The organism is Acinetobacter sp. ACIN00229 (assembly GCF_016106645.1).
In the GTDB taxonomy this organism is placed as follows: Bacteria; Pseudomonadota; Gammaproteobacteria; order Pseudomonadales; family Moraxellaceae; genus Acinetobacter; species Acinetobacter oleivorans.
Map to the genome: position 1 here is coordinate 105,461 of NZ_JADWOM010000013.1, position 19,715 is coordinate 125,175.

The window sequence follows — 19,715 nt, forward strand, 5'->3', positions numbered from 1 at the left end:
GCGGGTTCTCCTACACCAAAATTAAAGCAGGATTTTCAACAAACTGCTTAAAGCTGGCCAAGAATTTCGCCCCAACTGCGCCATCAATAACTCGGTGATCGCAAGACAACGTTGCTGTGACAATTTCACGAACCACTACATTGCCATTTTCAACAACAGCGCGAGATTCAGAAGCACCTAATGCCATAATTGCACCTTGCGGTGGATTAATAATGGCATCGAACTGTTTAATGCCTAACATTCCTAAGTTTGAAATGCTAAAGCTACCGCCCTGAAACTCGTCAGGTTGTAACTTACCAGTCTTAGCACGGGTTGCCAAATCACGCATATCATCGGAAATCTGTGCTAAAGACTTCTGATTTGCTGCTTTTACAATCGGTGTAATTAAACCGTTTGGAATCGCTACAGCCACCGAAATATCCGCTTGAGAGAACTGTAAAATTGATTGAGTCGCCTCATCAAATTGAACATTCACCTCAGGTACTTTAATCAGCGCCGCTGCCGCTGCCTTAATTAGCATGTCATTAATAGAAAGTTTCACTTGTGGAACAGTCTCATTAATCTGCTTACGTAAATTTTGCAAAGCTTCTACGTTTAGATCGACCACTAAGCGAAAATGTGGTGCATTACGTTTTGCAGCCTGTAGCCGTGAAGCAATCGCCTTACGCATCCCATTCATCGCTACAGTAGTAACGGTCGATTGTGCTTGAGCAGCACATTGCACAGATTGTTCATTTACTGGCATTGGGTTGTTACGATAGTAAACTGCCTCAACATCTTCTTTACAGACACGACCACGAGTACCTGAAACACGGCAGTCATTTAGGTTAATGCCCCATTGTTTTGCTAAGCGGCGTGCTACAGGTGTCGCTAGAACTTGGCTATCATCGGCAGTAGATTTAACTACTTTAGCTTGAGTTTGCTGCTTAACATCAGGCCACTGACCACCAGCAGCTTGTACAGCTTTCTGGATGTCTTGAACACTAATGCGGCCTTCACGACCAGAACCTGTGACTTTTGCCAAGTTTACATTGTGCTTTTCTGCAAGCTTTAACGCATGTGGTGTTGCAAACAAATCATCAGATGTTTGATAGCCTTGTAATGGCTCTGGTACAGCGTAGTCACCTTTAGCTACCTTTACAGGAGTTGGAGCGCTAGCTGTTGCAATCTGTGGCTGTTCTGCTTTTTCAGCAACAGGTACAGATGTTTCCGCTTTACTTTGTTCCGAAGGAGCTTCAGAGGCCTTAGCTGCTGAACTACCTAGCGATGCGATAAACTTTTCAATTTCTGCATCAGAAACTTCACTATCAGCACATACGGCAATGAGACCACCAACAGGTAAAGTATCACCGTCTTTTGCTAAAATTTTACGGAGCGTTCCAGCAAAAGGCGCTTCTAATACATTGACGATTTTTGTGGTTTCAATTTCACAAATTTCATCGCCTTTATTAAAGCTATCGCCTTCTTTAATCAACCATTGGGCAATCGTGCCTTCTTCCATGGATAATCCCCATTTCGGGATCTCCAGCGTTTTAATTTCGCTCATCCTAAGCCTCCAATGTTTTTCGCACAGCTTGCTCAATACGCTCTACACTTGGAATCCATTCTTTTTCTAAAACTGGAGAGAATGGAACAGGCGTATGTGGTGGCGTTACGAGTTCAACAGGTGCTTTCAAATAGTGGAAACCTTTTTGTGCGACCAGTGCAGCAACATCATGACCAAAACCACAGCGTGCTGCTGATTCATCCACAATAACCACACGCCCAGTCGATGCAACAGACTCTAAAATTCCCTCTTCATCCAGAGGTGAAATTGTACGAGGGTCTACCACTTCAACCGAAATACCATCTTTTGCTAGTTTGTCTGCAACCTCATTGGCACGGTGTACCATCAGGCCTAAAGCAATAATGGTCACGTCTGTCCCTTCACGGGTGTAATTTGCTACACCAAAAGGAATGGTGTAGGCATCATCTGGAACTTCGCCTTTAATGTCATAGAGCATTTTATGCTCACAGAACACTACAGGGTCATCATCACGAATAGCTTGAATTAATAGCCCTTTTACGTCGTATGGACTAGATGGAACCACAACTTTTAAGCCCGGAACCGCGGCAAATACGTTATATGGCGACTGAGAATGCTGAGCTGCTGCAGAAAAACCTGCGCCAATCATGCCACGTACAACCATGGGCGCTTTTGCTTTTCCACCAAACATATAACGGAATTTAGCGGCTTGGTTATAAAGCATGTCATGACACACGCCATAGAAATCCATAAACATTAAATCAGCAACAGGACGTAAACCTGTTGCAGCAGCACCAGCGGCCATACCAATAATTGCGGACTCGGTAATTGGCGTATCAATAACACGTTCTGAACCAAATTCTGTCCATAAGCCTTTGGTTACACCAAGTACACCACCGAAGCCTTCAAGCGCGTTATCTTCGGTATTTTTACCACCATGTCCACCGCGAACATCTTCACCAACTACAAAAACCGTTGGGTCGCGGCGCATTTCTGATTCAATGGCTTCTTTAATTGCATTACGAAAACTTTTATTTGGCATCTTTACTATTCCTTTAGTAAGAGACATAGACGTCGGTAAGGAGTTGTTCTGGTTTTGGATATGCCGCAGCACGAGCTTTAGAAACGGCATCATCGACATTTGCCTTAGATGCGACATCGATCTCGTCTAGCTTAGCTTCATCAATTTTGCCTTTAACTTTCTCTCGGAAAATTTTCAAAGGATCTTTATTTTCTTTGATGAACTCGACTTCTTCTTTAGAGCGAATCAAGCCAGGGTCACCTTCGAAGTGGCCATAAAAACGGTTTGTAATGGTTTCAATCACGCTTGGACCTTCACCACGGCGTGCACGTTCAATAGCAGTTTGGGCTGCTTCATAAACTGCAAAGAAGTCTGTACCGTCAACTTTAACCGCTGGTAAACCAAAACCTGCTGCACGACCAGCAATGTCTTTGCTTCCTACTGCGTAATCATGACCAGTCCCTTCACCAAAACCGTTATTTTCGAAAACGAAAATGACTGGAAGTTTAAGAACAACCGCCATGTTCATTGCTTCAAAAGTAAGACCTTGGTTTGAACCGCCGTCACCTGTAAAAGATAGTCCGACGCCACCAGTCTTTAAGGTTTTCGCTGTCAACGCCGCACCAATTGCTAAAGGAGGCCCACCACCCACAATCCCGTTGGCACCGAGCATACCTTTATCTAAATCGGCAATATGCATAGAACCGCCTTTTCCACGGCATAGCCCGTCATCTTTACCAAAAATTTCCAGCATCATGGCGTGAATGTCACAGCCTTTTGCAATACAGTGACCATGTCCACGGTGTGTTGAAGTGATATAGTCTTTGTCGGTTAAGTTTTCGCAAATCCCGACTGCTACAGCTTCTTCACCACTATATAAGTGAATAAAGCCAGGAATATCACCATTGGTATTTTCTTCGTGAAGTCGATCCTCAAATTCACGAATATCACGCATGCGTTTATATGCTGCGAGTAATTGCTCTTCCGTTAATTGCATATCCTTTTCCTTTATTATCTTGATTTTAAAAATTCAACCAAGTTTCAAGCGAAAATCTAATTCGCTATAAATAATTAAACTCAAAATTAATAATCAATCTATTAGACTAAAAAGTTTTTAATTAAAATATATGTAATTATTTTTTAAATTTCAAAAACTTAATTATCAAAAATAATTTTAAAAATTTTTTATAATTTTCATTTATTTATAAAACAAACCTTTAACCAACCTTTCTTATTTTATAATACTCGCCACACCCTGTGTTTTTAATTAATTGCGCTTTTCAATATGATCTAATTAAATTAAAAATATAGGAGTTTAAGCGGGTTTTAAATAAAATGGAATTATGAATATGGATTTTAAAAGACAAGTAGAAACTGGTATCAAATTAAGAGGAGCAGATAAAGTCGCTCGCATTCCGATTAAAATTTTACCTACAGAAGAGTTACCGACTAAACCAGACTGGATTAGAGCCAAAATAACCGATTTTGAAGAAATTAAACGCATAAAAAATTTGCTGCGCCAACAGAAGTTACATAGTGTTTGCGAAGAAGCAGCATGCCCCAATTTACCTGAATGTTTTGGTGGAGGTACGGCAACATTTATGATTATGGGAGATATCTGTACTAGACGTTGCCCTTTCTGCGATGTAGCACATGGTCGTCCGATGCCTTTAGATGAAAATGAACCTAAGCATCTTGCAGAAACAGTCGCAAATCTAAACTTAAAGTATGTTGTGATTACCTCTGTAGACCGTGATGATCTACATGATGGCGGCGCTGCACATTTTGTAAAGTGTATTGAAGAAATCAGAAAACGCTGCCCAGAAACTTTGATTGAGATTTTAGTACCAGATTTTCGCGGTCGTTTAGAGACAGCTCTTTCGACTTTGAGCTTATCTCCTCCAGATGTGTTTAATCATAATATTGAGACAGTTCCGCGTTTATATAAAGCGATGCGCCCTGGCTCAGACTATCAACACTCACTAGAGTTACTAAAACGCTTTAAAGCATATTGTCCCGATATCAAAACCAAGTCTGGCTTAATGGTTGGATTAGGAGAAATTGAAGCAGAAGTACTTGCTCTACTGAACGACTTAAAAGATTATCAGGTAGACCTTATTACCATTGGACAGTACTTACAGCCATCAAAGTCACATGCACCTATTCATCGGTTTGTAAATTTACAAGAATTTGAAAGATACACGCGACACGGTAAACGATTAGGTTTTAAAAATATTTGGAGTGCTCCTATGGTCCGCTCTAGCTACTTTGCTGATCGACAATATTTTGGAGAAGAAGTACCAAAGCCTTTCAGCCGACAAGATGTCTTATCTTAAAGATCAGGTGATTAACAAAACTTATCCAATAGGATAATGGTCAAGGCTTATAAAATTATTTAAGGTAAGGAGATAACTAGGAAATAGCCACAATAAGAAAGTTATAACGGTTGAGCGGCTACGGATACGCCATTTCAATGATAAAGGAATTTCGATATGGATATGTCAAAACAATTATCATCACCCTTTTTAGATACCACGCCGTCATTATTCCGGCCAGAAAAGTCATCTCATTCTCAACAATTAGGAAAAAAAACACCAGTTGATCTCGATGCGGCTCCATTATTTGACCTAACCGAAGAATGGGAACATTCATTGTTTGGTCGATCGATTCACGAGTGTCATCGGAATTTAATGCATATTGCTGAAGATGCCGATATGGCAATTGGTGTGACCGACCCACATGGTACTTTACTTTGGACATGGAGTAGTACACCGATGCGCTCATCGGCAGAGCAAGTCCATTTTGTTGAAGGTGGCCAGTGGTCAACTCAGGCAGTAGGTCAAAATGCAATTGGTTTAGCATTAAATACTCATTCAGCTAACTGCGTTTACTCACACGAAAACCAAATGAATAGTGTAAGAGATTGGGTCTGCTATGCGGCACCAATTACCGATACAAATACAGGCCAATTTTATGGCATTATGAATTTGTCGACCAAATATCAAAAACATAATTCTCTGGGGCTTTTAGCTGTTGAAAGATGCGCTGATATTGTGAAGCAAGCAATTCAGCTTCATCAAAAAAATATTTTATATATTAAGGCCTTTCGTACTCCTAAAGTTCAATATAATCAGCATAGCCTTACATTGACTCAACGCCAGATTGAGATTCTGTGCATTCTAACCCTTTGTCCCGAAGGGATTAATCTTGAAGAACTTCACTATGCTTTATATGGCGATCGACCAGTAAGTACCACCACCTTAAAAGCAGAACTTTCTCAACTTAGAAACCTAATCCCCGATGTTATCGAGTCTCGCCCTTATAAACTTAACTGTGAAATTCAATGTGATTTCTTAATGGCAGAGCAAGCATTAAACCTAGGCTTCACATCGACTGCTCTTACTCTCTATAGAGGAAGTTTTTTAGCTAAATCAGAAAGTCCATTTTTGTGTGCATGGCGAGATTGCTTTGATGCTCGCTTGAGTCATGTGATTTATCAAATTGAAGATGTTGATCAACTATTACGAGTGGTCAGTCGTGTGCCAGATCGTGTAGATGCTGTTGAACGTTTACTTGAATTATTACCAGAAGAAACACCTTATCGAACTAAACTTTTAAAATTACTCGAATAAAATAAAAGGGAGAATATCGTATAGATATTCTCCCTTTTATTGAGATGAGATCAAGCAGAAGCTTGAAGCTGCACCCGATAACAATCATCTAAAGCTAATTCATAATAACGCAGCCCTTCTTCAGCAGCATGAAATGCTTTTTGCTGCCAGTCAGGACGATCATTACATAAACGCTTAATCAGCTCCATGGCTTCATAAGGATGAAGATCATCATAATGCGCATGTGCACGTAACCAAGCCAAAGAACGTTTATCAATCGTTACGTCAGGATGATCAGTGTATGCATGAATACCCTTATAGACCTGAATAGACCAGTCTCCAGTTGCCCATTCAATTGCTAGATTTGTTGCAGCAAGGCACTCTGCCAAATTACCACGATGACTCATATTCCATAAGAAATGGTTTACTGCATTCATCGCAGCTGGTGGCCGCACACTATCAAGCTTTTCTACAGTTAAACCAAAACCTCCAGCCCAATCGCGATACCATTTTAAGTGCCGCTCTTCGACCTTAATATTTTGGATTAACCAATCTCGTGCTTCTGTAACGCCAGGTTCAGAAAACCCTGTTGCTTTGCCTAACGCCCCAGCCATATATGACGGGAAATGCGCGACTAATGGATAGAAATTAAGTAAAGCATAACGGAAACTATTTAGGCTCAATCCCCCATTGGCCATTTCCGAAAAAAACGGATGTTTACTTACCCGTTCTTTCGCTGGTAGCAGGTCATCCCAGAACTGCTGTGACCATCCATTATGCGGTGTAATTTCTAAATGCATTCCATATTGATTTAGAGCAGTCATTGCTAATTTTCCTATTTATATGACAGCAATCATCTGTATTTCACGCTACAAGTCTATCCGAAAATGATAAAGATACAATCGTTAATCGACCATTTGTAACTTTTTTCGATGGATTGCGATGCTTTAGATAATTGTTACGCTAATCATTGAAATGTCGTGATTTTTATCACATTTAACTCAGATAAAAACCATTACTTTTTTAAAAAATCTGTATTATTATTTTGAATAAATCACACATTATATAATCAATATTTTTAGATGGAACTTTACTAAAAATAAGTCTCATTTTATGACAACTTCCAATATAGAGAGCATTAATTATGAAGTTGCAGGGTTCCAATATATTGGGACAGGAACAAATAGATTTATTAACCACACGAGGATTAAATTTCGTATGGTTTCCAAAGCAGCTTGAAACGATTTATCGTTTTCAATACCAAAACGGTGCTGCCTATGAGTTCCGCTATAGAGCGCCTATTATTTTAATATTATATATATTTTTAAGCTTTGGTATATATCAAGTATTGCCAACTGAACAAGTTTTACCCTGGTTTAGTTATTATTCTTGGGTGGGTGTAATTATTTTCCTTGCCTGGATTTTATCGTTTATTAAAAAATTAAATCAGTATTTTGATTATTATGTAGGAATTGGCTCAGCTTTAGCAGTCGCAATTACTTTTATTTTAATTAACGTTATAGAAAATGGCCAAGAGAACGTTCTTTTTCATGCGGCGATGATGTATGCGATTGTGATTATCTATGGTGCAGTAGGTATGCGTTTTTATACCGCCATATTTGCTGGGTGGGTTGGAGGACTTGTTGGAATTTTGGTAAGTAACTACTTAAATGGGGTGATCGACTGGACTTTCTTGAACCGGACTTACACCTTCAGTAGTTTCTTGGGAATGACCCTTGCCTATGCAACTGACCGCCAACATCGAGAAAACTACTTACAAAACTGCATGATCGAGCTGAATCGCATTGAACTGATGCAGCAAGCACAGCAATTATCTTTGCTTTCCCAGCAAGATGCACTCACCGGTTTAGCCAATCGACGCTATCTAGACGAAACACTGGATAACGAATGGCGCCGTGCTTTACGGCATGAAACACCCCTTACCATCATGATGGTCGATATCGACTATTTTAAAGCTTACAACGACACTTTAGGACATCTAAAGGGTGATGAATGCTTAAAAGAAATCGCTATTGCTATTTCCTCTATTGCTGCACGTAGTGGTGATTTGGTTGCTCGTTATGGTGGTGAAGAATTTTTACTGTTATTTCCAATGACAAATTCTCAGCAAGCCTTGATCCAAGTTGAACGTTTAATGAATGCTATTGATAAAATTGCAATTAAACACCCATGTAGTGATGTTTCACCACAAGTCACTATTAGCGTTGGTGTTGCAACTACGATTCCACGCCTAAACGATTCAATTTCTGCTTTCGTAGCACGCGCTGACCATGCTTTGTATAAGGCAAAAACGAATGGGCGTAATCAATATAAGATTGCTGTAAACGAAGAACAAATTGTAGATTTAACTTAAAAAGTCTGACTTACATTTGAAATGACTCAATATAAATAATTAGCTTTTCCATCCGTGGCAAAGCTAAAAAACAATTTAGAATCAGTACATATGAAAATCTCTTTTATTTAAGTTTTAAACCATCTGTTAAAAATGGCTTGTATAAACTTAATAAATTTAGCGACTTTCAATTAATCAACTTTTTTATTAGATAATAAAAATTATAGGCTCCAATCCATATAATGTAGAAAAATTCCATTTCATTAGAACCCACCCTTTAGTTTCTTCCAAAATTTAATTAAAAAATAAAGAAATGAATTTTGTTCTATTCTCTGCGGCACAGTAGAAATGGTTTCAGCCGAAAATGGTAAAATCGAAACAATATTTTCATGTATTGTTTCATAATTTGGATAAGCTTCTTTTTTTATTATTTCTATAATTTTTTGTATTTCATCAAGGGATAAATTCAAAAACCTCTTAATTTCTTGAGCTGTTTTTGATTCAATAGATAATAAAGCACAGACTCTAGTAACATTAACAATCTGCTCTGCATGAATGTTTTTAAAATTTGGATAACATACAAGTTTATAAAGAATCTTTGTCTCTAAATGATCTTTAGAGACTATATTCTCATTATTAGTTATACGTTCTTGATGACTAATTTTAAAATATTCATTCTTCTCAATATCTTGTAAAATATTGAGAAGCTCCTGATACCTTATTGGTCTCTTCAAGCCATACTGATAGCCTTTTAAAAGCTCAGGATTATTACTTAATACGATCTTAATTTTTTTTGGAATAAGTATATTGGTGTAACCGCTATCTAAATCAATAATATGTATGTCTGGATTGTCTTCGCTGTATATCCAATTTCCTAAAAGATGAGATGACAAAGATAAGTCATGAATAACTTTTATCATTGCCTCTAAATTTTTAGGCAATAGCCTATCCTTTGACATACAGCCAATTCTATATGTGCATTGATTCATTGATATTTCCCCAATTTCAATGATGACTTTGAAAACTCTTTGTTTAAAGTATTAAAAATTTAAATATGTAGTAAGCTTATATAAAAGCAATTTGATTAAATTAACTTTATTTGATAAATATAAAAATCTAGTTTAGTAAAAATTAACAATATTTAATTGCTGATTTTTACAGATAAATATATTCAAAAATAAATCGCAGAATATTATATTTATATAAACATTATAAGACAAGATAATAATTTAAAATTTAATCAAACTTCAGTGTAATAAAAACTTAAAACCCCATATTTAAATTAAATACGGGGTTTCATGTACTATAATCAAAAAATATGATTAAGGTTCAATTGGCGCAAATGGCGGAATAACATCTGCATTTTGAGCACGATGGCGTAGGAAATGATCCATTAAAACAATCGCTAGCATTGCTTCTGCAATCGGTGTTGCACGTACGCCTACGCATGGATCATGACGACCTTTAGTCAACACATCGGTATCTTCACGATTTAAATTAATCGTTTTACCTGGTGTTGTAATGCTTGCTGTTGGTTTTAGTGCAATAGCAACTTGAATGGATTGACCACTTGAAATACCACCCAAAATCCCACCAGCATGATTCGCTAAAAAGCCATTACTGGTCAATTCATCACGTGTTTCATGACCAAACTGTCCAGCAACTGCAAAACCATCACCAATTTCTACCCCTTTAACCGCATTAATACTCATCATCGCATGAGCAATATCAGCATCTAAACGGTCAAAAACAGGTTCACCCCAGCCTACAGGAACTTTTTCAGCTAAAATTTCTAGCTTCGCGCCACAGCTTGTTCCCTGTTCACGTAAAGAAGTCACCAAAGCTTCAAAACGTGGAACAGCATCTACATCACCACAGAAAAATGGATTATTCGGAACTTCATTCCAATCCAGTTTTTCGGCAACTTCATTGCCGATTTGAGTAACATGACCACGAATCAAGATGCCAAATTTTTCTGCTAAATATTTTTTAGCAATTGCACCCGCTGCAACACGCATAGCAGTTTCTCGAGCACTTGAACGGCCACCGCCACGATAGTCACGGAAGCCGTATTTTTGCGTATATGTATAGTCGGCATGGCCAGGTCTAAAAGTTTGGGCAATATTGCCGTAATCTTTTGATTTCTGATCAGTATTCTCAATCAACAAACCAATTGGCGTGCCTGTCGTTTTACCTTCAAAAACACCTGAAATGATTTTAACCTGATCTGGCTCTTTACGTTGAGTCGCAAATTTAGAAGTTCCCGGTTTACGACGGTCAAGATCTTTTTGCAAGTCTTCTTCAGTTAGCTCAAGGCCTGGTGGCACACCATCAACAATTGCCATTAAGCCAACGCCATGAGACTCACCACAAGTGGTTACACGAAAGAGTTGTCCAATACTATTCCCTGCCATATGCCCAACTCCTTATATTTGCTCTTCAAATAGTTTTCTATAACGGCGACATTGTTCAGCAGTCAAAGCAAAAATACCTGAACCACCTTTTTGGAAAGTGAGCCAGTTGAAATCAATCGTATTAAAGTTCTGACGCATAGACCATTCAGAATTACCTACTTCAATGACAATAAGACCATCTTCAGTTAAGTAATCTGCCGCTTGTGCGAGCATTTTACGAACTAAATCTAAACCATCTTGGCCTGCTGCCAATGCAAGTTCAGGTTCATGTAAAAACTCTTCTGGTAAGTCAGCCATATCTTCAGCATCAACATATGGAGGATTACTTACAATCAAATCATACTGATTTTCAGCTGGAATCTTGGCAAACAAGTCAGATTCAAGTAATGCAACTTGATATTGCTTATTGTGGTGTTCAGTATTAATTGAAGCAACTTCTAAAGCTTCTTTAGAAATGTCAGTTGCATCTATTTCAGCGTCTGGATATGCATAAGCCAAAGCAACCGCAATACATCCAGAACCTGTACACATATCTAAGATACGTTGTGGAGTTTTAGGTTTTGTATTTTCTGGCAAATTATTAAGAGCTTCACGCATTTGACCATTTTCATCTAAACAATATGGTGCAAAACGTTGCTCAATTAATTCTGCAATTGGTGAACGTGGAATGAGTACACGCTCATCTACATAGAATGGCTTATTAAAGAAATAAGCAAGATTTAATAAATAAGATGTTGGAATACGGTCATTGATACGACGTTCCAATAAGCTTAAAAATTCTGCTTTTTCGCTTGGTAATAACTTCGCATCTAGAATCTCTGCGTCTGCTGACCATTCAAGAGATAAGGTTTGTAAAACTAATGCAGAGCTTTCTGCAAAATAATCTTCAGTACCTTGTCCTAAATGTGCATCATGTTGACGTAATGCTGATACCCCAAAACGAATAAAATCTCGAATTGTTGATAAATTTTCAGCCGCTTCCTGTAAATTTTCAGGGCTAATCGTCGGTCGCTCCACTTAGGCGTCTCCAAAGGCAAATTTTGCAAAGTGACTATTCTACTGAGTGAGGTACAGCAAAGCAACGCTTTGCCTTGTGAACAAGAGTTTTACATGCCGATCTCTAACAATCACACATTAAAATCAGAATACTTTGTTTTAATTAAGAAATAATGAACTTTTAACTAGAGATTGATTTAAATTTTTAAAATAAAAAAGCGGCCTTTAAATACTGACCGCTTTTCGAGTTTAGTCGCCTTAAAGCTTAAGTTTTTCGGCTACATAATCAGAGTCTTTATCTCCACGGCCCGATAGATTCACCACAATCATGGTTTCTTTCGGCATTTTTGGCGCTTCACGAATTGCCCATGCGACAGCGTGTGAGCTTTCAAGCGCTGGAACAATGCCTTCAACACGAGAAAGTGTCATAAAAGCATCTAAACATTCTTGGTCAGTTGCAGTGCTATATTCAACACGCCCTAAATCTTTTAAAAAGCTGTGTTGTGGCCCAACACCCGGATAGTCTAGTCCTGAAGCAATAGAATGCACAGGTAAAGGTTCACCCGCGTCATTTTCAAGCACATAACACGCCATACCATGAATTTGACTTGGCTTACCTAAAGTTAGCGTTGCTGAGTGCATATTGGTTTCTAAACCATGTCCAGCTGGCTCAACCCCAACAAGTTTTACGTCTGAGTCATTTAAAAATGCAGTAAATGCACCTATTGCATTTGAACCACCACCTACACATGCCACAACATAATCTGGACTTTTTCCAAATCGCTGATGCGTTTGATCTTTAATTTCATTACCAATAATCGATTGAAAATCTCGAACCATTTTAGGGAATGGATGCGGACCCACAACAGAACCAATCGCATATATAAAGTTTTCAGGATCTTTTAAATATTCTTCAAATGCACTATCTACAGCATCTTTTAATGTTGCTGTACCACGTGTAACTGCCACCAAATGAGCACCCAAAATTTTCATTTTGACCACATTTGGATGTTCTTTTTCGATATCGACTTGACCCATGTGAATTTCACAGGGAATTCCTACTAATGCACAAGCGGTTGCCAAAGCGACCCCATGCTGACCAGCACCTGTTTCAGCAATAACTTTCTTTTTGCCCATATATTTAGCAAGTAAAGCTTCACCTAAGCAGTGATTAATTTTGTGGGCGCCCGTGTGGTTCAAATCTTCACGTTTTAAGTAAATTTGTGCGCCACCTAAGTGTTCAGATAGACGCTTCGCATGAAATAACGGACTTGGACGGCCTACATAATTTGTAAAGAGGTCTGATAGTTCATTTTGAAATTCAGCTGTATGGCGAATTTCTTCATAAGCAACATTAATTTCATCCATTGCTTCTTTTAAATGTGGAGGAATGAATTGTCCGCCATATTCACCAAAAAATCCTTGTTCATTCGGCAAAGCAATACCGTTAATTTGATGTTGCATATCATCCCTCTTTTTTAAATTATTAAAGTTATTAAGCTTATCGAGAAAGGTAACGCGTTAAATCCTCAATGCCTTTTAGCGTCATTGGATACATATGATTTTCAAAAATCTCTTTAATCCAACCAATGGTTTGAGTGTAATGCCAATACCCTTCTGTTTCAGGGTTTAACCACGCTGTTTTATCAAAATGTTGACGTAGGCGACGTAACCAAACTTCACCTGTTTCATCATTCATATATTCAACCGAGCCACCCACCGATTTCAACTCATACGGTGCCATACTGGCATCACCCACTACAATTACACGATAGTCGCGTCCATAGGTGTGAAACAAATCCCATGTATTCATACGGGTGGCTGTTCTTCGGTAGTTATCTTTCCAGACATAGTCATAGAGACAATTATGGAAATAGAAGTATTCGAGTGTCTTAAACTCACTTTTAGCAGCACTAAACAGTTTTTCGCATTGAGCAATATGAGCATCCATCGAACCGCCCACATCGAACAACATCAGCACTTTTATTCGGTTTCGACGCTCAGGTACCATTTGAACATCTAAAATACCTTGCTTGGCTGTTTCACGGATTGTACCGTCAACGTCCAACTCTTCAGCTGCACCTTGGCGCGCAAATTTACGTAAGCGTCGTAAAGCAATTTGCATTTGGCGAGTACCAAGAACTTGGTCATCATCTAGATTTTGATATTTACGCTGTTCCCAGACTTTAACTGCCGAACGTTTACGCCCTGGTCCACCAATTCTGACACCTTCTGGATGATCTCCAAAAGCCCCAAAAGGTGAAGTACCACCAGTACCCACCATGCGGTTACCACCCTGATGTTTTTTATGCTGTTCGCGTAACCGCTCTTCCAGCATTTTCATCAGTTCTTCTAAAGAACCTGCTTTTTGGAGTTCTGCTCGTTGTTCAGGAGTTAAATGCTTTTCTAGAAGTTCTAAATCAAACCAGTCTTTTGGCAACTTATGAACTTGCTTGAGTAACTCGTCCAGATCAAAGGTTTCAATGCCGTCAAAATAATCTTTCATGGCACGATCGAACTTGTCAAAAAAGCGCTCATCTTTAACTAAAATTGTTTTAGCAAGTTGATAGAACTCTTCTTGATCAGCAAAAACTAAGCCTTCACTCACAGCACGGTTTAAGTCAATGAGTTCACGAGTTGTAACTGGAACACCGTATTTACGTAAGGTGTAAAATAACCGCACAAACATGGGTTATTCCCTCCTTTAACGTCGAGACATGAAAGCCAAACGTTCGAGGAGTTGCACATCCTGCTCGTTTTTGATCAGCGCACCATATAAAGGTGGAATCGCTTTTAATGTATCTCGATTGCGTAATACATCTTCTGGCATATCATCTGCCATCAGTAAGCTTAACCAATCAATTAACTCAGAGGTTGATGGTGGTTTCTTCAAATTAGGAATTTCACGTAGTTTAAAGAAAACCTGTAAAGCTTCGTTTACTAGTGTTGCAGAGATATTTGGGAAATGAACCGCAATGATTTCTCGCATTGTAGCTTCATCTGGAAACTCAATGTAATGAAAGAAACAACGACGCAAGAAAGCATCTGGTAATTCTTTTTCATTATTTGAAGTAATAATTACAATCGGGCGTTGTGTTGCCGTAATTGTTTCATTGGTTTCATAAACATAAAAAGACATTTTATCGAGTTCATGCAGCAAGTCATTTGGAAACTCGATATCGGCTTTATCAATTTCATCAATTAACAAAACACAACGCTCTTCACTCGTGAAAGCTTCCCACAGTTTACCGGGTTTAATATAGTTCTTAATATCGTAAACTCGATCATCACCTAACTGGCTATCTCTTAAACGAGAAACCGCATCATACTCATACAACCCTTGCTGCGCTTTGGTTGTGGATTTGATATGCCAAGTGATCAGTTTTAAACCCAAGCTTTGTGCTACTTGTTCAGCAAGTAAAGTTTTACCCGTGCCAGGTTCACCCTTAATTAGTAAAGGCTTTTGTAAAGCACGAGCTGCTTTTACAGCGAGCTTAAGACTATCAGTCGCGATATATTGATCTGTACCGGTAAAATGTTGGGTATCAGCAGACATGTAAAGACCTTATTTTTCTATTTCAATGGTTAGATGGAACGCATGCTTTTGTTTGTTGAATATTTTGACCAACAATAGCCAACAACCAAACCTAGACCAACTACAAACAGAATTAAAGATAAATTTGACCAAATTAGAGGGCTATCTTTGGTTAAAACACCAAATAGAAGTCCAAAAATAGCCGGTGCTACCGATGCATTTGGTCCTTCAGACACTGTTGGGGTAACTAAAATAGCAAATACAATAAGCCAGCTAATTGCACCAAAAGTTGTAGGAAGGCGACGCATTAATCGCCACCAACACCATAAAGCAATAATAGCGCCTATTCCGTAAGCTGTTAAAGCAATAACACCTTCAGGAACAACATCCAAAAAAGAGAATAATTGATTCATTATTCCAGTTTGATCTTCACGCACCACGTAAGCCCTCTGGTTCAACCGCATTTGGGTTAATTAACCCTTCTGGTGGCATCTGAATAAAGAAACCTTTTGTTTGTAATGAGTCTAAAACATGTAAAACATTAGCACGCGCCAATTTACGTGTTGGAGCTAATTCTAAATGCATGACAAACGTTGCACGACCAAACGCTTGTAAAACAGCTTCAGGAACATTTTCAAACGGATCAGCTTGTTCCGCATCGTCAGGATAGTTTGGACGAGCAATATACATGTACATTTCATCTTTTTTGCTCGATCTATAAATATCACAGTGCATTTCAAATCAACTCTTGAACTAAGGACAGCATACATGAAAAAAAACGACTCACACACGCAGGTTTGTTTACGCATCAGTCGTTTTTTTAATTCTTGGGAAATATTAACCTACAACATTGATTAAGGTCGATAATAACTTTGTTCCAGATAAAAATTCGCTTTCACAACAAATTAATAAATATTTGATTTTAAACACTAAACCTAATTTTCAACTTTAATAAAATAAAAACAATTTTTAGGAAAAAAGAAAAAATGTTCGTTACTGAGTACTTTTTGTGATCTATTTTTAATACTTGCACACATTAATACTATGAAATTTATGATATTAAAGTGATTTATTACCTTTTCAAATTCACATTTAGGTAAAACTTCTAACTACTTAATACACATTGGGAGACATTACTTAACTGGTTTAAATTCTCAGCATGTTTAAATATTAAGTATCTTAATGATAGATATGGAGGATGAACTTATGCCTCGCGGTGATAAAACAGCTTATACAGCAAAGCAAAAACGTCAGGCTAAACATATTGTTGAGAGTGAAGTAGATAGAGGTCATTCTCAAGAAGAAGCTGAACGAATTGCATGGTCTACTGTCAATAAACAAGATGGTGGGGGTAAGAAAAAGTCTCACTAAAATAAACATTAAATACTTCTTTAGCTTGGGCTAAAGAAGTATTTTCATCAAAAATAAATTAATAGTGTTTAGAAAACTCGAGAGCCCTTTATATAGTCATCGCTTACTTGATTTAAGGCATTCAAAATAGCGCTATCATTTTGACTTAATAGAGCTTCATTTAAACATTCCATGTAGTCTATAAGCATAGACTTAGAGGTGTTGGCAAATTCAGACGTTACGGCTTCATCTTCATATAAGATCACGTAGCTACGCGCAAAACCATAGATTAAATAGACGGCTGCTTTTTCTTTTGTATTTTGAGATTCTTTAAGAGACTGTTCACAAGCATTTTTTAAATCTTTAAATGCATCTGTACCAGTAGATTGATTTTTGAAAGATAAAAGTATTGTTTGGAAGTTCATATCCATATTCCACTTAAAAAGTAAAGCTACAGAAGAAGATGGAAGCTGTCAAATAATATCCTGATTAATATAAGTTTAATTGTAAATAAATTTATACTTACTTCCTCTAAATCACAGAAAATCATGCAACAAAAAACCACCCTTGTTTTAAGGATGGTTTGTTAAAACACAGCGATAATTAGAAGCTTATTTCAATTGTGATCGTGGTACCAGAGTGCTCAATATCAGTTGAGACATTAAACCCTCTGTTTTTAAGTTCCTCTTCAACCAGAGTAAGATGATCAGGGCTTATAGCATCAACAGGAAACCAGAAAGTTGCTTTTCTCTTTCCCTCCTTAGATTCTGACTCAGTACCAGTTAAAATTTTTTCCAATATGACGTCTTGATTTATTTTAAAGTTTTTAGCATTTTGACGAGCTTGTTCAGCATTAAAGTTGTTAAGCATATTTATCTCTCTAATTATTAATTTATCTAAGTTTATAGCATAAAAAGGCTATATGAGTTTTAGTGTTGTATAGTTAAAACCAATCAAAGATATAAGTTTATTGGTTGAATAAACTTTCTACCCATTCAATAAATTTTCTCGCATTTCTATTTTTAAAATCTTCCTTATTTGGAATGTAGTAACACAGTTCTGATTGAATGGGTTTGGTTTTAAACTCCTGTAAAAGATTCGCCTTAACGAACCTATGGGTAAGTGTAGCAGAACAAAAAACTAATCCATTGGCAGATAAAGCCTCATGTATGCCAAAAATTTCCTGATCAAATTTCTTAATTATCACCCTCTCCTTTTTCCATCCATTCACCTCAAGCCATGTGTCTAATGGTGGACTTGGTAGTGCTTTATTTTTCCATTCAGTGGTGAATAACGTTATTGGCTCACTCACATCTTTGGTCAGAGCAAGTTTAGATGCACCAAATACATTAAAAGACTCATATTTAAGGACATCTTTAGCTGGTACTGAAGATACATCACCATATCGAATAGGCAATGTATATAAATGACTTTCTAAAGCTTCGCCTGTAGAGAATTCAACTGAGATATCGGGGTGCAATTGATAAAATTCATTTATAGAAGGAATTAACAGCATTGCAGCGAGTGAAGACGTACTAGCCACTCTCACTACATTTCCATTTACTGTTATTTCATCTAATGCATCTTCAATTTTACGAAACCCTTCAGAAATTGCCCCAGCAAGTCTCTCTCCGGTGGTTGTAAGCGTTATTTTTCTTACTTGTCGATGAAATAAATCAACATTTAATCTGCTTTCTAAATTAGTAATATGATGTGAAATTGCAGTTGGTGTTAGCGAAAGTTCTTCAGCAGCCAATTTAAAACTCCCCAATCGAGCGGCTGATTCAAATGCCTTAAGTGCTTGCAAAGAGACTTGCATGCTTTCTCCAAAGTGATACTTATAGATGAACTAAACTCATCTATAAATGTAATTTTCTCGTTTGTCTACTTATCTTTTAAAACTCAAAATAAATTAAACCTTAACTTTTTTGGAATTTATGATGAGTAAAATATTACATATAGATGCTAGTGTAAGAGCTGCGATTAATCCTAATTCAAACCATAATTCGATTTCTAAAAATATTGCCAGCCGATTGGTCAGTTTATGGAAAAATAAAAAGCCTATGGATGAGTATATTTATCGGGATGTAGGAATGAATCCACCTCCATTTATTACTCAGGACTGGATTGATGCCGTATTCACACCTGAAAATAAAAGAACACAAACTCAATGCGATGTCTTATCAATATCCGATCAGTTAATAGCGGAGGTTTCGAGTTCAGATATCATTCTAATTTCTTCCCCTATGTACAATTACGGTATGCCTGCTCAACTCAAAGCATGGTTTGACCAAATTATTCGGATTAGTAAAACATTTGATTTTGACCTTGCTCGAGGAGACTTCCCTTTACAACCTCTTTTATCTGGAAAAATTTTAATCATTATCACGTCTAGTGGAGAGTTTGGTTTTGAGAAAGATGGAATTCGTCACAATATGAATCATCTTGTACCTCACCTGCGTACACTCAGTAAATATTTAGGTGTAGAGAAAATTTATGAAATTGTCTCAGAATATCAAGAGTTTGGAGATGAACGACATATAAAGTCATTAGAAAATGCTTTTCAAAAAGCTGAAGAACTTGTAGCTGAACTTGCTAGTTCATTCACAAAAAATCCGTAGAATATTAATAGTTAATTTTTAAAATCTAATAACCTACTGACATTTTAACTGAGCTATATCATTAAAAAATAAAAAGCCGACCCAATTGGGTCGGCTTTCTTATTTCTGCACTGAAACAAACTTATAGTTATATATTATTTATATTGAAATTGTTTTTCTTACAACCAAGAATATACAGACCTGTATGTTTAATCAATTGAATTTTTCTCATTGAAGAAGTTAATTTAATTCATTATCAATTTTACAAATTAAAATTACTTCAACCCATCACTTTACTAGCTTTTTAATA

20 protein-coding genes are annotated in these 19,715 nt (G+C 37.4%); 5 read left to right on the forward strand and 15 right to left on the reverse strand.

Annotated features, from left to right (window positions below; all coding sequences use genetic code 11):
• Positions 1–10: 10 nt before the first annotated feature.
• The 3 genes from I7H67_RS13375 to I7H67_RS13385 are packed head-to-tail and all read right to left on the reverse strand — an operon-like array spanning position 11 to position 3,543.
• On the reverse strand, positions 11–1,546 hold the full coding sequence (locus tag I7H67_RS13375; protein ID WP_198308076.1) for a 2-oxo acid dehydrogenase subunit E2: 1,536 nt from the start codon (positions 1,544–1,546) through the stop codon (positions 11–13).
• A gap of 1 nt (position 1,547) precedes the next feature.
• The gene (locus I7H67_RS13380; protein WP_049836581.1) at positions 1,548–2,567 is read right to left on the reverse strand and encodes an alpha-ketoacid dehydrogenase subunit beta; all 1,020 of its coding nucleotides are present in this window, start codon (positions 2,565–2,567) and stop codon (positions 1,548–1,550) included.
• Between the two features lie 13 nt (positions 2,568–2,580).
• Entirely contained in the window at positions 2,581–3,543 is a 963-nt protein-coding gene (locus I7H67_RS13385) for a thiamine pyrophosphate-dependent dehydrogenase E1 component subunit alpha (protein WP_198308077.1), read from the reverse strand.
• Between the two features lie 352 nt (positions 3,544–3,895).
• Here I7H67_RS13385 and lipA point away from each other — a divergent pair, with 352 nt between their 5' ends.
• Positions 3,896–4,882, forward strand: coding sequence for a lipoyl synthase (lipA, locus tag I7H67_RS13390; RefSeq protein ID WP_198308078.1), 987 nt, complete (start codon positions 3,896–3,898; stop codon positions 4,880–4,882).
• A 156-nt stretch (positions 4,883–5,038) separates the two neighbouring features.
• Positions 5,039–6,178 (forward strand): transcriptional regulator, encoded by a 1,140-nt coding sequence (locus I7H67_RS13395; protein WP_198308079.1) that lies wholly within the window; start codon positions 5,039–5,041, stop codon positions 6,176–6,178.
• Positions 6,179–6,228: 50 nt separating this feature from the next.
• Here the strand turns inward: I7H67_RS13395 and I7H67_RS13400 are convergent, their stop codons facing one another.
• On the reverse strand, positions 6,229–6,981 hold the full coding sequence (locus I7H67_RS13400; protein WP_005304987.1) for a TenA family transcriptional regulator: 753 nt from the start codon (positions 6,979–6,981) through the stop codon (positions 6,229–6,231).
• A gap of 320 nt (positions 6,982–7,301) precedes the next feature.
• Between I7H67_RS13400 and I7H67_RS13405 the strand changes: the two genes are divergently transcribed.
• Entirely contained in the window at positions 7,302–8,531 is a 1,230-nt protein-coding gene (locus I7H67_RS13405) for a GGDEF domain-containing protein (RefSeq protein WP_005304984.1), read from the forward strand.
• Positions 8,532–8,773: 242 nt separating this feature from the next.
• Here the strand turns inward: I7H67_RS13405 and I7H67_RS13410 are convergent, their stop codons facing one another.
• The 8 genes from I7H67_RS13410 to I7H67_RS13445 form a co-directional block, all read right to left on the reverse strand.
• Complete coding sequence (locus I7H67_RS13410; RefSeq protein ID WP_198308080.1) at positions 8,774–9,499, reverse strand: hypothetical protein; 726 nt, start codon at positions 9,497–9,499, stop codon at positions 8,774–8,776.
• 333 nt (positions 9,500–9,832) lie between these two features.
• The gene (gene aroC / locus I7H67_RS13415) at positions 9,833–10,924 is read right to left on the reverse strand and encodes a chorismate synthase (RefSeq protein ID WP_151768570.1); all 1,092 of its coding nucleotides are present in this window, start codon (positions 10,922–10,924) and stop codon (positions 9,833–9,835) included.
• Between the two features lie 12 nt (positions 10,925–10,936).
• Complete coding sequence (prmB, locus tag I7H67_RS13420; protein ID WP_198308081.1) at positions 10,937–11,941, reverse strand: 50S ribosomal protein L3 N(5)-glutamine methyltransferase; 1,005 nt, start codon at positions 11,939–11,941, stop codon at positions 10,937–10,939.
• Positions 11,942–12,178: 237 nt separating this feature from the next.
• Complete coding sequence (gene trpB, locus I7H67_RS13425) at positions 12,179–13,384, reverse strand: tryptophan synthase subunit beta (protein WP_198308082.1); 1,206 nt, start codon at positions 13,382–13,384, stop codon at positions 12,179–12,181.
• A 37-nt stretch (positions 13,385–13,421) separates the two neighbouring features.
• Complete coding sequence (locus I7H67_RS13430) at positions 13,422–14,609, reverse strand: vWA domain-containing protein (protein ID WP_004792541.1); 1,188 nt, start codon at positions 14,607–14,609, stop codon at positions 13,422–13,424.
• Positions 14,610–14,624: 15 nt separating this feature from the next.
• On the reverse strand, positions 14,625–15,476 hold the full coding sequence (locus tag I7H67_RS13435; protein ID WP_198308083.1) for an AAA family ATPase: 852 nt from the start codon (positions 15,474–15,476) through the stop codon (positions 14,625–14,627).
• A 29-nt stretch (positions 15,477–15,505) separates the two neighbouring features.
• Positions 15,506–15,892 carry a hypothetical protein gene (locus tag I7H67_RS13440; protein ID WP_013198006.1) on the reverse strand — a complete coding sequence of 129 codons (387 nt, stop codon included), beginning with the start codon at positions 15,890–15,892 and terminating at the stop codon, positions 15,506–15,508.
• Complete coding sequence (locus I7H67_RS13445) at positions 15,885–16,190, reverse strand: YcgL domain-containing protein (RefSeq protein WP_005304960.1); 306 nt, start codon at positions 16,188–16,190, stop codon at positions 15,885–15,887. The genes I7H67_RS13440 and I7H67_RS13445 overlap by 8 nt, the downstream gene beginning before the upstream one ends.
• A gap of 471 nt (positions 16,191–16,661) precedes the next feature.
• Between I7H67_RS13445 and I7H67_RS13450 the strand changes: the two genes are divergently transcribed.
• Positions 16,662–16,826 (forward strand): hypothetical protein, encoded by a 165-nt coding sequence (locus I7H67_RS13450; protein ID WP_002113596.1) that lies wholly within the window; start codon positions 16,662–16,664, stop codon positions 16,824–16,826.
• A gap of 68 nt (positions 16,827–16,894) precedes the next feature.
• On the opposite strand, the gene I7H67_RS13455 is transcribed toward I7H67_RS13450, so the two are convergent.
• The 3 genes from I7H67_RS13455 to I7H67_RS13465 form a co-directional block, all read right to left on the reverse strand.
• Complete coding sequence (locus I7H67_RS13455; RefSeq protein ID WP_198308084.1) at positions 16,895–17,230, reverse strand: hypothetical protein; 336 nt, start codon at positions 17,228–17,230, stop codon at positions 16,895–16,897.
• Between the two features lie 178 nt (positions 17,231–17,408).
• Positions 17,409–17,675 (reverse strand): hypothetical protein, encoded by a 267-nt coding sequence (locus I7H67_RS13460; protein WP_005304955.1) that lies wholly within the window; start codon positions 17,673–17,675, stop codon positions 17,409–17,411.
• Between the two features lie 97 nt (positions 17,676–17,772).
• Complete coding sequence (locus I7H67_RS13465) at positions 17,773–18,624, reverse strand: LysR family transcriptional regulator (protein WP_198308085.1); 852 nt, start codon at positions 18,622–18,624, stop codon at positions 17,773–17,775.
• A 118-nt stretch (positions 18,625–18,742) separates the two neighbouring features.
• Between I7H67_RS13465 and I7H67_RS13470 the strand changes: the two genes are divergently transcribed.
• Positions 18,743–19,426, forward strand: coding sequence for an FMN-dependent NADH-azoreductase (locus I7H67_RS13470; RefSeq protein WP_198308086.1), 684 nt, complete (start codon positions 18,743–18,745; stop codon positions 19,424–19,426).
• The last annotated feature ends 289 nt before the right edge of the window (positions 19,427–19,715 follow it).